This window comes from Spirosoma radiotolerans, assembly GCF_000974425.1.
In the GTDB taxonomy this organism is placed as follows: Bacteria; Bacteroidota; Bacteroidia; order Cytophagales; family Spirosomataceae; genus Spirosoma; species Spirosoma radiotolerans.
On the sequence record NZ_CP010429.1, the window covers coordinates 4058672 to 4073906 of the forward strand.

General features: G+C 49.5%; 16 protein-coding genes. 13 read left to right on the forward strand and 3 right to left on the reverse strand.

From position 1 onward, the window contains the following. Window positions 1–7: 7 nt before the first annotated feature. The 7 genes from SD10_RS16525 (at window position 8) to SD10_RS16555 (ending at window position 8693) form a co-directional block, all read left to right on the forward strand. The gene (locus SD10_RS16525; protein WP_148562464.1) at window positions 8–517 is read left to right on the forward strand and encodes a GNAT family N-acetyltransferase; all 510 of its coding nucleotides are present in this window, start codon (window positions 8–10) and stop codon (window positions 515–517) included. Between the two features lie 178 nt (window positions 518–695). After that, a complete protein-coding gene (locus SD10_RS16530) occupies window positions 696–1313 on the forward strand; it encodes a DUF4159 domain-containing protein (RefSeq protein ID WP_046575191.1) in 618 nt (205 codons plus the stop codon). A gap of 116 nt (window positions 1314–1429) precedes the next feature. Further along, window positions 1430–2413, forward strand: coding sequence for an AAA family ATPase (locus SD10_RS16535; protein ID WP_046575193.1), 984 nt, complete (start codon window positions 1430–1432; stop codon window positions 2411–2413). A 190-nt stretch (window positions 2414–2603) separates the two neighbouring features. Further along, window positions 2604–3455, forward strand: a complete 852-nt coding sequence (locus tag SD10_RS16540) for a DUF58 domain-containing protein (protein ID WP_046575195.1) — start codon at window positions 2604–2606, stop codon at window positions 3453–3455. Between the two features lie 176 nt (window positions 3456–3631). Next, window positions 3632–4825, forward strand: coding sequence for a BatA domain-containing protein (locus SD10_RS16545; protein ID WP_046575196.1), 1194 nt, complete (start codon window positions 3632–3634; stop codon window positions 4823–4825). After that, a complete protein-coding gene (locus SD10_RS16550; RefSeq protein WP_046575198.1) occupies window positions 4822–7032 on the forward strand; it encodes a hypothetical protein in 2211 nt (736 codons plus the stop codon). Before SD10_RS16545 ends, SD10_RS16550 begins: the two co-directional genes overlap by 4 nt. A 17-nt stretch (window positions 7033–7049) precedes the next feature. Next, window positions 7050–8693 (forward strand): hypothetical protein, encoded by a 1644-nt coding sequence (locus tag SD10_RS16555; protein WP_046575200.1) that lies wholly within the window; start codon window positions 7050–7052, stop codon window positions 8691–8693. 140 nt (window positions 8694–8833) lie between these two features. Here SD10_RS16555 and SD10_RS16560 read toward each other — a convergent pair whose 3' ends face one another. From SD10_RS16560 to SD10_RS16570, 3 genes are all read right to left on the reverse strand, one after another. Beyond that, window positions 8834–9172: a hypothetical protein gene (locus SD10_RS16560; RefSeq protein ID WP_046575202.1), complete on the reverse strand. Its 339-nt coding sequence runs from the start codon at window positions 9170–9172 to the stop codon at window positions 8834–8836. A gap of 4 nt (window positions 9173–9176) precedes the next feature. After that, the gene (locus tag SD10_RS16565) at window positions 9177–9725 is read right to left on the reverse strand and encodes an RNA polymerase sigma factor (protein ID WP_046575204.1); all 549 of its coding nucleotides are present in this window, start codon (window positions 9723–9725) and stop codon (window positions 9177–9179) included. A gap of 86 nt (window positions 9726–9811) precedes the next feature. Further along, window positions 9812–10069, reverse strand: coding sequence for a hypothetical protein (locus SD10_RS16570; RefSeq protein ID WP_046575206.1), 258 nt, complete (start codon window positions 10067–10069; stop codon window positions 9812–9814). 130 nt (window positions 10070–10199) lie between these two features. Here SD10_RS16570 and SD10_RS16575 point away from each other — a divergent pair, with 130 nt between their 5' ends. The 6 genes from SD10_RS16575 (at window position 10200) to SD10_RS16600 (ending at window position 15176) form a co-directional block, all read left to right on the forward strand. Next, on the forward strand, window positions 10200–11300 hold the full coding sequence (locus SD10_RS16575; RefSeq protein WP_046575208.1) for a carboxylate-amine ligase: 1101 nt from the start codon (window positions 10200–10202) through the stop codon (window positions 11298–11300). Window positions 11301–11349: 49 nt separating this feature from the next. Continuing rightward, on the forward strand, window positions 11350–12192 hold the full coding sequence (locus tag SD10_RS16580) for a type 1 glutamine amidotransferase (RefSeq protein ID WP_046575211.1): 843 nt from the start codon (window positions 11350–11352) through the stop codon (window positions 12190–12192). Between the two features lie 80 nt (window positions 12193–12272). Further along, the gene (locus SD10_RS16585; protein WP_046575213.1) at window positions 12273–13469 is read left to right on the forward strand and encodes a hypothetical protein; all 1197 of its coding nucleotides are present in this window, start codon (window positions 12273–12275) and stop codon (window positions 13467–13469) included. Window positions 13470–13573: 104 nt separating this feature from the next. Next, window positions 13574–14362: a glucose 1-dehydrogenase gene (locus SD10_RS16590; RefSeq protein ID WP_046575214.1), complete on the forward strand. Its 789-nt coding sequence runs from the start codon at window positions 13574–13576 to the stop codon at window positions 14360–14362. A gap of 9 nt (window positions 14363–14371) precedes the next feature. Then, on the forward strand, window positions 14372–14881 hold the full coding sequence (locus tag SD10_RS16595) for a DinB family protein (RefSeq protein ID WP_046575215.1): 510 nt from the start codon (window positions 14372–14374) through the stop codon (window positions 14879–14881). Window positions 14882–14987: 106 nt separating this feature from the next. Next, on the forward strand, window positions 14988–15176 hold the full coding sequence (locus tag SD10_RS16600; protein WP_046575217.1) for a hypothetical protein: 189 nt from the start codon (window positions 14988–14990) through the stop codon (window positions 15174–15176). The last annotated feature ends 59 nt before the right edge of the window (window positions 15177–15235 follow it).

The window sequence follows — 15235 nt, forward strand, 5'->3', positions numbered from 1 at the left end:
TAGCCAGATGATTGCCATTACCGAAGCCACCGAACAGGACTTACCCATTATTCGAGATATTGCATACCGGACCTGGCCCACCACGTTTGGGGAAATTCTGTCGCCCGCGCAGATTGATTACATGCTCAACATGATGTATAGTCCTGATGCGCTCACGGCACAAATTAAGGACAAAAATCATGTTTTTCTGCTGGCTCAGGAAACGGATAACAATGAGTACCTGGGGTTCATTTCCTATGAATTTGATTACAAAAATCAGTCGAAAACCAAAATTCACAAGATATACCTGCTTCCCGCCAGCCAGGGCAAAGGTGTCGGCAGGCTGCTACTCGATAAAGTAGCCATGCTGGCAATCGAACGAGCTAACTCACATCTGTCGCTTAATGTAAACAAATACAACAAGGCTATTCAGTTCTACGAACGGATGGGCTTCGCCACCGTCGACAACGAAACAATTGACATTGGAGAAGGCTTTTTGATGGAGGACTACATCATGGAAAAACCATTGATTGCTTAGCGAAATAGCGGCAAAACAGCTATTTTTAAGGATAAAATGTGCCTCAACAGATGATTTTCGACATTTCTTAAAGATGATCTAAAATGAATGTAATAGTAACCGGTAAAAGTAATATCGACGGCAACTCAGCTAGCTGATATGCTTAAGGCTGGTTTAATTTCTTTCTCAACAAACGCACTTGAAACCTTTTTTCTTCACCCGTATTCAATATACCTCCGGCGATTGGGACACTGACCAACGGATGCCGTCGAACCTGCTGCATTCACTGGTCGAATACACAACGTTGCCAGTAGACCAGAAAGAAAAAGTGGTGCAGTTAAGTAGTCCTGATTTATTCAAAAGTCCGTTCTGCTATTTGAGTGGGCATAAACTAGTTGAATTTTCGGCCCTGGAACGTGACCATTTCAAACGTTACGTGCAGAATGGTGGATTCGTCTTCGTCGATGACTGTAACCACGACCTCGACGGTTTATTTGCCAAGTCCTTTGAGCAGGAAATGAGCCGGACGTTCGGCCCTAAAGCGTTACAGAAGATTCCGAATAACCACCCGATCTACACCTGTTTTTTCAAATTTGAAGAAGGTCCGCCAACCACATCGTTCGAACTGAACGGCTGGGGCGATGACCTTGTCCACGATTACCTGAAAGCCATCACCGTCAACGGCCGAATCGGGGTATTGTATAGCAACAAAGATTATGGCTGCGAGTGGGACTATGATTTCCGGAATAAACGGTTTCTGGCCGAAGACAATACCAAGTTTGGCGTTAATATCGTAACCTACGCGCTAACGGCGTAATAAAAAAATGTATGATATAGGATGTACGATGTATAGTCAAGTGGCCATTCAGCACACCCATACATCCTGTATCATATAGCATACTTCTCTCTTCATACAACCTGACAGACAGAAAATTGGATTCAACAGACTTAACTCATTATAAAGCCTTGGTGGCCAAGTTGCCACTGCTACGGAAAGAGATCGGAAAGGTAATTATCGGCCAGCAGGAAGCCATCAGCGAAGTTCTTATTTCGTTGTTGGCGGGTGGCCATTGCCTGCTGGAAGGCGTACCAGGTTTGGCCAAGACCCTGATGGTCAAGACCATGTCCGATGCGCTGGCCATGCGTTTCAAACGGATTCAGTTCACGCCCGATCTGATGCCTGGCGACATTGTTGGAACAGAAATTCTGGAAGATGACCACGAGACGGGCCATAAGGTTTTTGTGTTCAACCGCGGACCGCTCTTTGCCAACGTCGTACTCGCCGATGAGATCAACCGAACTCCGCCTAAAACACAGGCAGCGATGCTCGAAGCCATGCAGGAGTACAAGGTTACCTATGGCGGTAATGACTACGAACTGCCCAAGCCGTTTCTGATCATTGCGACGCAAAATCCAATTGAACAGGCAGGAACGTACCCGCTTCCCGAAGCCCAGTTAGATCGTTTTCTGCTGTATATCAAACTTAGCTATCCATCAGAGCGGGAAGAACTCGATGTCCTGAAAAGTACGACAGGTACATCGCGGCCGAACCTGCAAACCATTCTTTCTGACCAGGATATTATCCAGTTACAGAAGCTCACCCGCGAAGTACACATCAGTGACGAACTGATTGAGTACATCAATCGGTTGGTGCGGGCATCCCGGCCCGCCGATTCGCCATCGGCTTTTGTGAAGCAATGGGGCGAATGGGGCGCCGGACCACGTGCCGGGCAGGCGCTTGTCTTGTGTGCCAAAGCCAGAGCCGTGCTCAATGAACGCTTCTCGGTTATTCCCGATGATATTCAGGCACTAGCCTACCCTATCCTCCGCCATCGTATTGCCCTCAACTTCCGCGCCGAAGCCGAAGGTATCACCACAGACCAGGTGATTAAAGAGTTATTGACGACGGTTAAATAAGTTTACGGTTTGTGGTTTACGGTTAGTGCATCCGTAGCCTGTGTCCTCACAGGCCACTCTTCCGGAAGGTGACAGGTTGCCGACGCGAGTGGGGCTTGTGAGGACACAGGCCACCGATGCACTAACCACAAACCGTAAACCACAAACTATTAACCTCAAACCGTAAACTGTATACCGATTACCAGACTTCATGCTCATTGCTGAACTTATAAAACTGAATAACCTGCAACTGGCCAGCAAACTGGTGAGTGATGAGTTATTGTTAGGCATTCAGACCAGTCGGCGGTCGGGCATCGGGACCGAATTTGAGCAGTTTCGGCATTATACCCCCGGCGACGATCCAAAACGGATTGACTGGAAGCTATTTGCGAAGACCGGGCATTATCTGGTTCGGGAATCGGCTACGGAGAGCAACCAGCAGGTTCGATTACTGATCGACCTATCGGGTTCCATGAATTATACGGAAGCCAATGTCAGCCGGTTACAGTACGCCCGAATCCTGCTGGCATCGCTGGCTTATCTGAGCAATCGCCAGGGAGACCAGTTAAGTCTGTATGCTTTGCAAAATGGCAACGTTCAGACACTGGTTCCTAGCAGCAAACAGGCGTTTCAGAAAATAGTAGCCATGCTCGAAGCCACACCCGCGTCGGGTGCCTGGGAAAACCGAAACCCGGCAGTTCCCGAGTTTGGCCGGAAGCAGGCCGAGGTATTGATTATCGCATCGGATTTTTTGCAGGTCGACGATGAGTGGGTAAAATTGATTCAGAGCGTGGCCGGCCCCCGTCGGGAGATTGTTATTTTTCAGGTATTGGGTGATGAGGAAATCAATTTCTCGATGAATGGTTTTTACCGGTTTCAGGATCTTGAGACGGGCAAAGAAATTGAATTACAGGCCGATGCCATTCGGGATACCGTTCGGGAACGAGCAACGGCTTATCTGACAAAACTGGAGGAAAGTTTGCGCATCCCCCATGTTCGCCTGATTCGCGTTCGCTTAAGTGATCCAATTGCGCTGGTGCTAAAACAGTTTTTGATGAGTTGAAAGAGGGTTTTTGGTTTACGGTTCATGGTCGTGCATCCGTGGCCTGTGTCCTCACAGGCCGCTCTGCCGAAAAGAAACCATTGCTGACGCGAATGGGGCCTGTGAGGACACAGGCCACGAATTCGCTAACCGTAAAGCACAAACCGTAAACCACAAACCCGATACTATAAACCACAATGCAGTTTGTTGAGCCATTTTTACTGTGGGGTGCGCTAACCGTTGCAATTCCGGTGGCGATTCACTTCTGGCACCAGAAGCAGGGGAAACCTTTGCCCTGGGCGGCTACCCAGTGGCTCATCGAAAAGCAACAGCAGCAAAGCCGGGGGCTACGGCTCGATAATATCCTGCTGCTCATTTGTCGGTGTTTATTGCTGGTGTTGCTGGCCGTTTTATTGGCTCAGCCCATTCTTTCCTGGTTTACGAAGCCGCCAACCATTCAGAAAATTCATCTGGTACAACCCAGTCCGGCCGTTTCGGAAAACTTTAAGTTTGAATTGACGGGTGCCCAACAAAAAGCAGAACGGATTATCTGGGCTGATGACCGTTTAAGCACGTTGGACGACAAGCCCTATCGTTTTCAAAAAAACCCGCAACTTAATCCGTTGCAATTACAAACGGCCATTAACAAACTCGACACCAGGAATTCCGAACTTCATCTATACATAGCCAATAACCAGGCCCTGGCCGACTTACCCGCCATCACGGTTCCAGCACGCTTTCGCCTGCATTCGGTGATTGATTCGGCAAGCCAACCTCATCCTTATCTGACTGGCAAAAACGGTCGAAAACTGTTTGTCAACCGGGCCGGCAAACTCAGCAGCGTTCCGGTGCTTGACCCAACGTTAAAGTTCCAATCTGCTCCGGCAAACTCAGGACCCATTTTTGTTTTACTTAATTACAAAAACGAGCGGGAGCGGCAAACCGTTAAAGCTGCCCTCAGCGCCTTAACGGACGTTTACGCCCTTGACCTGATGATCGACGAAACACCCCTACCCAACCGTTCATACGCGTGGGTACTTACCGATCAATCGCCGGTGAAGCCAGCAGATCAAACCCTTTACATTGTTTCAGGTGTTGAGCCATCAACAAGGGGGACAAACGTACTATTCACCAATGAGTCGCTGACTCCGCAAACGTCGGATCGGGTAGCCACGGGACAATTACCGGAATGGCTTGGCACCCAATTGATGCATCACTACAGCCTTGTTTCCAGGCATCAACCCTTGAGCCAGCAGGATCTCAAATCACTATTTGTTTCATCATCCAAACCCACGACAGAGCAGCAGGCAGGTATCCAAGATGCACTTTTGCTATTTTTTGTCGTTTTGTTACTCGTTGAACGCTGGCTTGCTTTGACCAAAAACGCATGAACGAACTGAAACGCCTTGTCTCGTCGGTCACGTACCAACTTTATGCTAACGCCCTGCTACGCTGCGTGTTGTTGGCTATATCGGCTTATCTGATCACCGCTACATTTGCCGGATCGACCGTCTGGCCGCTGCTGCTGGGCTTAGCCGGTTTTGCCCTTGGTGCGGTTTTGAGCAAGCTCTATCAGGACAAAAAGCCACAGGCCATTCGGCTCATTCACCAGACGGTAGGTGATGTAGAATACAGTTTGCCACTCTTAACAAAGCCGCAGCTTAATCTGGCCGAACAACTTCAACTCGACCGCTTGACTACGCACATACAAACAGTTCGGGTACCTGTTGTATTTCTGGCTAAAGCTGGTCAATATGGCTTACTTTTAGTGGCCGCGCTGGCTTTGTATGTCGGTTATCCTTTGGTAAAAAAAGACGCAGTCAACCCTTCTAAAAAGCAGGGTCTTCTGGCAACGTTTACCCCCCACAGCAAGCCGGTTGCGCCAACTTTTGAATCCGCTAGGTTACGGATTCAGCCGCCAGCCTACACCCAACTACCGGAAGTCAACTCATCGAACCTGAACGCGTCGAGCGTTGTGGGTGCCGTTCTGACCTGGCAGTTACAGTTTAGTACAACGAATCAGGTATCGGTGAGGCTTGTAAGCAGCCAGGGGAAAGAACTCCTGTTTCGCAAAACCGGTGACGCCTATACGTACCATGATAAACTCATCAACTCGGGCTTATATTCCATTAAAGCTTATTGGCGCACCGATCAGCAAAAGGATTCGGTTATTTATCAATCCGACTTTTATCGGCTCGAAGCGCAGCCTGATCTGGCTCCCAAAATTGAGCCAGTCTCAAAAGAACTGTATAGCTTCCACACGATCAAAGATCCTAAAACGCTGACAATCGGCGCTCGGATTTCGGATGATTTCTCCGTGTCAAAAACGTTTCTGGTTGCCACTGTAGCCCGGGGCTCCGGCGAGAATGTTAAGTTTAGGGAAGTCCGGTTACCACTAAGCCAGGCAAACTTCAAGGATGCCAAGCTCACCAAAACCCTGGATCTTAATGAACTGAAATTCGCTCCCGGCGACGAATTATATTACTACTGGGCTGCCTTCGACAATCGACAGCCAGAGCCAAATTTCACCAAGTCGGACACGTATTTCCTGGTCTATAAAGACACAACTGAAGTTGAAGAAAGTGAGTTGGCTACCATGGCCGTTAACATCATGCCCGAGTACTTCAGGAGCCAGCGGCAGATTATTATCGACACCGAAAAGCTACTGGCGAGCCGCAAGAAAATGGGGTCGAAGACAAGTCATGCCTTTAAAAGTCAGTCAAATGAGATTGGATTCGATCAGAAAGTGCTTCGGTTGCGGTATGGCCAATTTCTGGGCGAAGAATTCGAAACTTCGGCCGGGGGTGGTCATATTGAGCCCACCGATGAAGACGGAGACCCGCTGAAAGGCTTTGTTCACGACCACGATAAAGGAGAAGAACATGCCGAGGCCCATCATGAAGAGGAGCATCATCATGATCACGGCAGCCCCGCAGCGCAGGCAGCTGATAATCAGGACCCGGTGGCGGCTTTGATGGAGCAGTATGTTCACTCGCACGACAATGCCGAGACGAACACCTTCCATGAACAATCGACCCGGTCGCTGCTGAAAATGGCGCTGGAAAATATGTGGCAGTCTGAGTTACATCTGCGGTTATACGAGCCCGAAAAAGCCCTGCCATTTGAGCAGGAAGCCCTCAAGTACTTAAAAATGTCGCAGCAAAAAGCCCGGTCGTATGTGAAGAAAACCGGCTTCGACCCACCCCAGACCAAGGAAAAGGAAACCCGGCTAACGGGCGAAATGAAAAACGTAACGACGGCTTTTAATCAGGAACGGACTTATAGCCAACAACGAATCGAATTGTTGGTTGCCCAAGCGCTTGGGTATCTGGATGTGCCCAAACTCAATGCGCACCAACGGCAAACGGTCCAGCAACTTGGCAATGCTCTGGCGAATGGCGTAGTAAACAGCGGCCTTCAGAACTGGTCAATGCTGGCATCACTACAAAAATTAGCCGGGGGTAAATCGCTCACCAGCGCCGAGAAAACGCAGTTAAAATCAAAACTTTACAGCCTGACAGGCACGTCGGAACGAACAAGCGCATCGTATGCCAGTGACCGTGCCTTACAACAAGCTTTCTGGCGGCATATTAACTAGCCCAGCAGACGACACTGATGCAAACAACTATAAACTGGACTAGCCCGATCAATTGGTTTATCGCTCTGGCGTTGCTGATTCTGTTGGTTGGTCAACTTTGGCTGATTAGCCGTAATCCATCTGTATCCAATCGTCGAAAATGGGTTAAAGCGGGTCTGAATATCATCTTATGGTTATTAGTGGCGGCTTATTTCGGGCAACTTCACTGGCTAAGCCAACGCCCGTCCAGCCATGCGTTGTTGATCGGCGACGACGTGCCCTCAGCGGTTGCTCGTCAGGTTAAAGACAGCCTACATATCCAGGACAGCTTTACCAGCCGGAACCTGAAAAATGAGTATGATTCGGTAACGCTGGTCGGCCAGCGATTCCCAATCGAAACGCTGACGAAGCTCAGCAATTCGTCCGTCAACTGGGTTCCGTATACCCAGCCAGATCAACTGGCAAGTATGCACTGGAAAGGCATCGTTCGTCAGGGAGAAATTCAGCGGGTCACGGGTCGGGTTCATTCCTCAGAAAAGCAGCTCCTTCGGCTACGGTTTGGTAGCCGGACGCTGGATAGTATTTCCGTACACGAAGGCGACAATGTGTTCTCGCTCCAGTTTCCGGCTTTTGTTCGCGGCCGCAGCCAGGCTGAACTAATGCTGGGTGGCACCACACTCGACACGATTCGTTTTTTTGCCCGGCCAACGGAGCCGTTAAACATACAGTTTCTGCTCGATAGTCCTGATTTTGAAAGCAACACGCTGGCTGGCTGGCTGGGAAAACAAGGGCATACGGTACAGGTCATAACCACGCTTTCGAAAAGTATCAGTAGCAATGTGAGCATTAACAAAGCCGGAAAGTCAGTCACCAAAACCACGCCTGACCTATTGATTACCGATCCCGCCAATGCGGCAAATGCTATCGTAAAAAAAGCACTTGCCGAAGGGAAAGCGGTCTTGTTCCTCAACTTTACCAAGCCGGAAATCGATTGCCAGCTCATCAACAAGGCACTGGGTAGCCAATGGCAAGTCAGGAAGGTGTCGAGTGAGCCCGTCATTCCGGTCGGAAATGGTCTTAATGCGCTCCCCTATCGTTTTGCCGACAATCTCAATCAGTTTACCGTCACAGGCTATCCCGTAGCGGTTCAGCGTAAACTCGCCGGACGAATCGGGGCAAGCCTGTTGAGTGAGACTTTTCCGTTATCGCTCAGTGGCGACACCGTAACTTATTCCCGACTTTGGACAGCGGTACTGGCGCGCTTGTCGCCTACTGACAAAAACACGATTCAGGTCGATGCGCCCCTTTTTAGTGGCCTGAAACAGGCAATCTTAATCAACAATGAGGGTACTCTCCCACCCTCGCTACTTGTTGGCCAGGATACGGTTGCTTTTGTAAAATCGCCGATTAATGAACACGCTGCCTCTGGTTCTTCATTATTCAGGCAGGCGGGCTGGCAAGCTATTCAGGACTCCCTGGCGCTGTATGTCGATGCACGTACAGAAATCAGGCCTCTCGCCGAGCAACGTGTTGTACAGCAATTTATATCGGCCCATGCGCAGTATCAATCTACCAGCGAGCGAGCAGCGCGAACAACGACCTCGCAGGTTCCGAACTGGCTCTGGCTGGCGCTGATTGTGTGTTGTTTTACCGCGCTGTGGGTCGAACCGAAAGTGCTTTAGAGAATTGAATCCGTTTTGATGACTAAGGCTAATTTACATTACACTGTTCCCGTTGAGTTTTTTTGTCACGCTGACGAAGCCGGGCGGCCGGTGCCGAAGCATGACAAAAAAGGACCTATAAATAGCTCACTTACAACCTATTAGTTGGACGTATCGGGTTTATCGCCACAACGTTTTCGCCATTCCCGTTTGAACTTACTTCGGTCTTCATCGCTCATCTGCCGCCATCGGCTACGCCAGGGCGGTGCCCCCTCCCCACCGCTGTAGTGGCCACCCCGCGGACCAAATTTGAACCCACCAAACAGAATTCGGGATAGCAATAACAAACCGGCCGCCTGCCAGAGCGTAACCGGCTTAACCGGCACAACGGCGACGAGAACGGTATTCCAGAGCCACAATACAACATACGACAGGGCCAGCAACGCGATCAGTATAACCAGCGGTATGAAGAATCGGAATCGTCTGTAAGGAGTTTTCATAAGCTTATAGGTTATCAAGTTCGTCGTATAGGCGTTGCAGCCGTTTCCGAAGGTGCTGGATGGCGTATCGTTTTCGGGAGATAATGGTTTTCAGGTTGTCACCCGTTTGATCCGCAATTTCCTGCAAGGTCAGGTCTTCCAATTCATTCTGAACAAACACCATACGCTGGTTTTCGGGTAACTCGTCAAGTGCCTTCATCAGCTCCTCCCAGAATATATCTTTGAAAAACTGATCTTCGGGCGTTTCGGCATCAGCCAGCAGAATATCGCGAAACCGGAAATCATCGTCATCCTCGCTCATCAGCTCAGACAACGAATCTTCTTTTTTCTTCCGGTAGGCGTCGGTAATCCTATTCTTAGCTACCTGAAAAAGCCAGCCACTCATGCTTTCGATGCCATCGAGGTCAACCACTTTGGTTAGCTGATACCAGACATCCTGCAAAATATCCTCGGCGTCTTCGTCTGATTTTACCTGCCCACGAATAAACCGCGACAGCCGACTTCCGTACTGTTTAACTGTCTCGATGATGTTCCGTTTGGGCGGGTCAGCCATTGTGTAAGCCTGAATTCAAAAAATCTGTATGAATTAGTCTCGACAATTGCTTGTGCGTCAGCCCTAACTCATACAGATTTTTTAGGCTAACTGTTGGCGCGTTTGTCCAACTCCTGCAATACATCGGCCAATGTACGAAAACGATTGGCATCGCCAATGAAACCCAATCCGGTCATAATAAGTGCGAAACCCCCAGTGCTCACCCAGAACCAGGGATCAGCATTGACGTCACGAAGCTTCGATCCGTGCAGCAGCACAGCCAATCCACTACCCAGGAGCATTGCCCCACTCCCACCAAACAGCCAATATTTAGTAATCAGCTTCTTTTCCCGTTGACTTCTCATGATATACCTGATCTGGTTGCATTTATTTAGAGAAAACCATTGCCGCTGCCTGAGGTTTACAAAAAAAATGTATCTTATCACCTAGTTATGGCCATCGTGCTAGCCAACCTGACACTAACTCATACGCCCTATGCCCGTTTTCACCCTTGGAATTGAAGAAGAGTTTCAAACGATTGACCCCAATACCGGCGAATTGCGCTCGCATATGTCGAAGATTGTTGACGGTGGCCAGATCGTCCTTCACGAACGCGTAAAGGCTGAAATGCACCAGGCCGTTGTGGAAGTTGGAACCAATATTTGTACAAATATTCAGGAAGCCCGCCAGGAGGTAACGTATCTCCGGCAAATGATTATCGAGCTAGCGGAGAAACAGAATCTTAAGATTGCAGCGGCCGGTACACACCCCTTTTCAGACTGGCAGGAACAGCTCATTACGCCCAATGAACGCTACGACCGGCTTATTGAAGAGCTGCGCGATGTGGCCCGCTCAAATTTAATTTTTGGTTTGCACGTCCATGTAGGCATCGAAAGCCGGAACGAAGGCATCCAGATCATGAATGCCGTCCGGTATTTTCTACCACACATCTACGCACTCTCAACCAATTCACCTTTCTGGCGGGGCCGCAATACGGGCTTCAAATCCTACCGCTCGAAAGTATTCGATAAATTTCCGCGAACGGGGATTCCCGATTATTTTTCGTCAGCGGCCGAATATGACGAATATATTGAGCTACTGGTCAAAACAGGCTGCATCGACAACGGCAAGAAAATATGGTGGGATATCCGGCTGCACCCCTTCTTCGACACCATCGAGTTTCGGATCTGCGACGTACCCATGCGGGTCGACGAGACTATTTGTCTGGCGGCCATCATGCAGGCGCTGGTCGCCAAAATTTACAAGCTGCACAAGCAGAATCTCAACTTCCGGCCCTATCGCCGAATCCTGATCAATGAAAACAAATGGCGGGCGGCCCGATATGGTATCGAAGGCAAACTCATCGACTTTGGTAAACAGGAGGAAGTTCCTACACACCAGTTAATTCACGAATTGCTCACCTTTATCGACGATGTCGTGGATGAACTGGGTAGCCGTGCCGAGTGCGAATATGTTCTGAAAATCCTGGAAATGGGGACAGGAGCCGACCGTCAATTGGCTGTCTTCCAGCAAACCAACGACCTGAAACAAGTGGTAAATTACATTGTCGAAGAAACTTCTTTTGGCATCAGGTAGTTATTTTTTGAGGCACCATGCATTAATAGTTAGCCGTAATACACAGTCTATGAGCTTAGTAAAAATTGCCGTTCTCGATATGAATAACAACCATGCCAATGAGGGCATGCGTTGTATTTTACATACCATTCGAAATGTACAGGGTAGTGACCAGTTGGCGGACCTGAATACGGAGTTGGAATTTGACGTCTATGACGTCCGGGCAAACAACGAAATTCCAGACTTGAGCTACGATGTTTATATCTCGTCGGGCGGGCCCGGTAGTCCAATGGCCTCCTCAGATGCCTGGGAAACAAGCTACTTTTCGTTGATCGATCAGATCTTTGCCTGGAACCAGACCAATGAACGCAAGAAATTCGTGTTCCTGATTTGCCATTCGTTTCAGTTGGTGGTGCGCCATCTGGGCCTGGGCTTACTGAGTCGGCGCAAATCAACTTCGTTTGGCATCTTTCCGGTGCACAAAACCGAAGAGGGCGACTCGGAAGAACTGCTGGAAGGGTTACCAGATCCATTCTATGCCGTCGATTCCCGCGATTACCAGATTACCGAACCGGATGCCGACCGGATGACTAAGCTGGGCGCCGAAATCTTATGCCTCGAAAAAATCAGACCGCATGTCCTGCTCGACCGGGCAGTAATGTCGATGCGCTTCTCGCCCGAAATCATCGGTACTCAATTTCACCCCGAAGCCGATAATGAGGGCATGCTTCGGTACTTTATGCAGCCCGAAAAACGCAACCACATCGTGTCTAATTTTGGGCAGGAAAAGTATGACGACATGGTGGCCTATCTACAGGATCCCGACAAGATTGCGCTAACCGAATCGGTTATTTTACCGGGCTTTTTGCAGCAGGCCATTCGGGCTTTATCGCCCGAATTGATCATGGAATAGACATCTGGATGGCCGTGGTTTGGCTATAATAAGCACACGGCCATTCAATTATTCTGCGTTCTTCTTCAACCCTTACATTCATGATTAAAGACGTCCGCCAAGCGTATAATCAAGCCTTTAGCCCGGAGAGTTACCGGGCTTTTTTGGATAAAATTGACGCCGATTTCCCTGGCCAGCTCGATTTTCGCGTGGCAGAAACACCTGTTTTTGTCCCTAAAGTACTGACCGACAAACTGGTAACGGCCTGCAATGATATTGTTGCCGTTATCACCCGCCAGGATTTTAAAGCTCTGACCGACAAGGCAATTCCGGCGGAGCAACGCGTTCCGAATGAAGATGCCCATACGCAGTTTATGGCCGTCGATTTCGCTGTTTGCCAGGACGCCAACGGGGAGCTTACCCCACAATTAATTGAACTCCAGGGATTTCCTTCGCTGTATGGGTTTCAGGCGTTCATTGCCAGCCAATTCCGCCAACTCTATCCCATTCCAAATAACCTCTCGCATTTGTTTACGGTCGATACAAATGCTGATTATATTGAACGGCTGCGGCAGATGATTGTGGGCGACTGCAAACCGGAGGAGGTAATTCTGCTGGAAGTCTACCCTGAAAAGCAAAAAACCCGCATTGACTTTCTTCTGACAGAAAAATACCTGGGTGTGGCACCCGTGTGTCTGACAAAAATCAGGAAAGAAGGCCGGGCCTTGTATTATGAGAAAGATGGCCGTCAAATTCGCATCAGGCGAATTTATAACCGGCTGATTTTTGATGATTTACAAAACTTCCCGGATCTACGAAGCGACTTCCACCTCACCGACGATGTCGATGTAGAGTGGGTTGGGCATCCGAACTGGTTTTTCCGCATCAGTAAGTATACCCTGCCTTTGCTGAAAAGTCCTTATGTTCCGGCCAGCTATTATCTGTCGGACTTAAGCAACTACCCAACCGATCTGGAGAATTATGTCCTGAAGCCCTTGTTTTCCTTTGCGGGTAGCGGGGTAAAACTAAACATCACTTCTGCCGATCTCGATGCCATTCCGGCCTACCAGCGCGACGGTTACCTACTCCAGCGGAAGGTTAAATATGAACCCGTCATTCAATCGCCCGATGGGCTGGTAAAATGTGAAATCCGGATGCTGTTTATCTGGCCCAAGGGCGACGCGAAACCCACATTAATTACGAACCTTAGCCGCCTGAGCCGGGGCGAAATGATTGGTGTCAATTTCAACAAGAACAAAGATTGGGTAGGCGGTACGGTCTGCTTTTTCGAGAAATAATACGTTTTCAATTCAGTGGTCGTAACGGGTTTGACGAGAGCGCCGTGTCGTTACTGGCTGTCTTCATGGATTCGTTATGACCTTTGCCTTGACGCCCTTATCCTATGGAATCCCAACAGATTAGCAGTGCTGAAAAAGCAATTTTTGACCTTACGGGCAAAGTAGCCTTGATTACCGGAGCTAGTAAGGGCATTGGCGAAGATATTGCCCGTGTATTTGCCCGCTTTGGCGCTAACGTTATTATCAGCAGCCGTAAACAGGACGCCTGCGATGCGCTTGCCCGTGAGATCAAGGCGCAGGGGGGCGAGGCAACCGGCATCGCGGCCCATGTGGGCGATATGGCACAACTTCAGCAACTGGTGGACACGAGTATCGATACATACGGAGGCATTGATATTCTGGTCAACAATGCGGCCTCGAACCCGGTCTTTGGCCCTTCTCTCGACTGCGATGGGGCTGCATTTGACAAGATTATGCAGGCCAATGTGAAAGCCCCCTTTGAGCTTAGTAAACTATGTTACCCCAGCATGAAAACCCGTGGCGGAGGCAGTATCATCATGATTAGCAGCATTGCCGGACACACGCCCGATCCCGGCCTGGGCATGTACAGCGTCAGCAAAGCAGCGCTCAATATGCTGACCAAAGTACTGGCCAAAGAATGGGGTCCGGATGGTATTCGGGTCAATGCGATTTGCCCCGGTCTAATCAAAACCAAATTCAGCCAGGCACTCTGGCAGAACGAAAAAATCCTCGATCACTTCACCAGTCGACTACCCATCGCCCGGATGGGCACAACGGATGAAATCAGCCCATTGGCGTTGTTTCTGGCGTCAAGTGCGTCGTCTTATAGTACAGGTAGTTTGTTTTATGCAGATGGTGGTACGGTAATTTAATACACGGTTATGGCTCTGGAAACCCGCGAAGTTTGGCTGCGAGGCCCTCTTTCTGATATGCCTCCGTTGGTGCAGCCGATTGCCCATGCACTGATGCAGGCTCGGGAAGAAGTGACTGTACTCATGCATGATTTTCCTGAACATTTACTTTGGGAACGTCCGGCCGGTGTGGCGTCGGTTGGCTTTCATTTGCAGCACTTGACCGGTGTGCTTGATCGGCTCTTCACCTACGCTCGGCAGGAAGCCCTGTCAACCGACCAGTTAACCGCTCTGGCATCCGAAGGCAAGCCGGATCAGGCGACCTTAACAGCACAGGAATTGGTAGGCCAATTCAACAAACAGGTCGATCAGGCATTGGTTGCCCTGCGTCGTATAGATGAAAAAAGACTGACCGATTTCCGGGGCGTGGGGCGCGCGCAGCTTCCGTCTACCTTGATTGGCTTATTGACGCATGCAGCTGAGCATACAATGCGGCATGTCGGGCAGTTGTCGGTAACGGTTCGGGTGATAACAGTTTAACCTTTTTTTAAGTTATCATTCATCGGCGTTTAACAAACCCAGCCGACCTTTCAACCGAAAAGCCCGTCACGGTGGCGGGTTATTACCTTAAACCATTCTGAAGTATATGAAAAAGACCATCCTGGCGGCCTGCGTCGTAGCCGCTCTTTGTGGAAATACCGTGTTTGCCAATATGCCCTCGCAGGATAAGCCCGTGAGCAAAACGATGACAACGACTGTGAAGAAATCGACCCCTACCAAAGCCACTACGACAACTAAAACGATGCATAAAAAGCACGTCAAAACATCAGAGTAGACGCACAGTTGCCTAAAAAAAAGACCCTGTTTGGCAGGGTCTTTTTTTTAGGCTTTACA

Coding starts and splice junctions, on each gene's coding strand:
- SD10_RS16525 (WP_148562464.1), top strand. CDS start 8: ATGATTGCCATTACCGAAGCCACCGAACAGGACTTACCCATTATTCGA.
- SD10_RS16540 (WP_046575195.1), top strand. CDS start 2,604: ATGCTCATTGCTGAACTTATAAAACTGAATAACCTGCAACTGGCCAGC.
- SD10_RS16545 (WP_046575196.1), top strand. CDS start 3,632: ATGCAGTTTGTTGAGCCATTTTTACTGTGGGGTGCGCTAACCGTTGCA.
- SD10_RS16550 (WP_046575198.1), top strand. CDS start 4,822: ATGAACGAACTGAAACGCCTTGTCTCGTCGGTCACGTACCAACTTTAT.
- SD10_RS16555 (WP_046575200.1), top strand. CDS start 7,050: ATGCAAACAACTATAAACTGGACTAGCCCGATCAATTGGTTTATCGCT.
- SD10_RS16560 (WP_046575202.1), bottom strand. CDS start 9,172: ATGAAAACTCCTTACAGACGATTCCGATTCTTCATACCGCTGGTTATA.
- SD10_RS16565 (WP_046575204.1), bottom strand. CDS start 9,725: ATGGCTGACCCGCCCAAACGGAACATCATCGAGACAGTTAAACAGTAC.
- SD10_RS16570 (WP_046575206.1), bottom strand. CDS start 10,069: ATGAGAAGTCAACGGGAAAAGAAGCTGATTACTAAATATTGGCTGTTT.
- SD10_RS16575 (WP_046575208.1), top strand. CDS start 10,200: ATGCCCGTTTTCACCCTTGGAATTGAAGAAGAGTTTCAAACGATTGAC.
- SD10_RS16580 (WP_046575211.1), top strand. CDS start 11,350: ATGAGCTTAGTAAAAATTGCCGTTCTCGATATGAATAACAACCATGCC.
- SD10_RS16585 (WP_046575213.1), top strand. CDS start 12,273: ATGATTAAAGACGTCCGCCAAGCGTATAATCAAGCCTTTAGCCCGGAG.
- SD10_RS16590 (WP_046575214.1), top strand. CDS start 13,574: ATGGAATCCCAACAGATTAGCAGTGCTGAAAAAGCAATTTTTGACCTT.
- SD10_RS16595 (WP_046575215.1), top strand. CDS start 14,372: ATGGCTCTGGAAACCCGCGAAGTTTGGCTGCGAGGCCCTCTTTCTGAT.
- SD10_RS16600 (WP_046575217.1), top strand. CDS start 14,988: ATGAAAAAGACCATCCTGGCGGCCTGCGTCGTAGCCGCTCTTTGTGGA.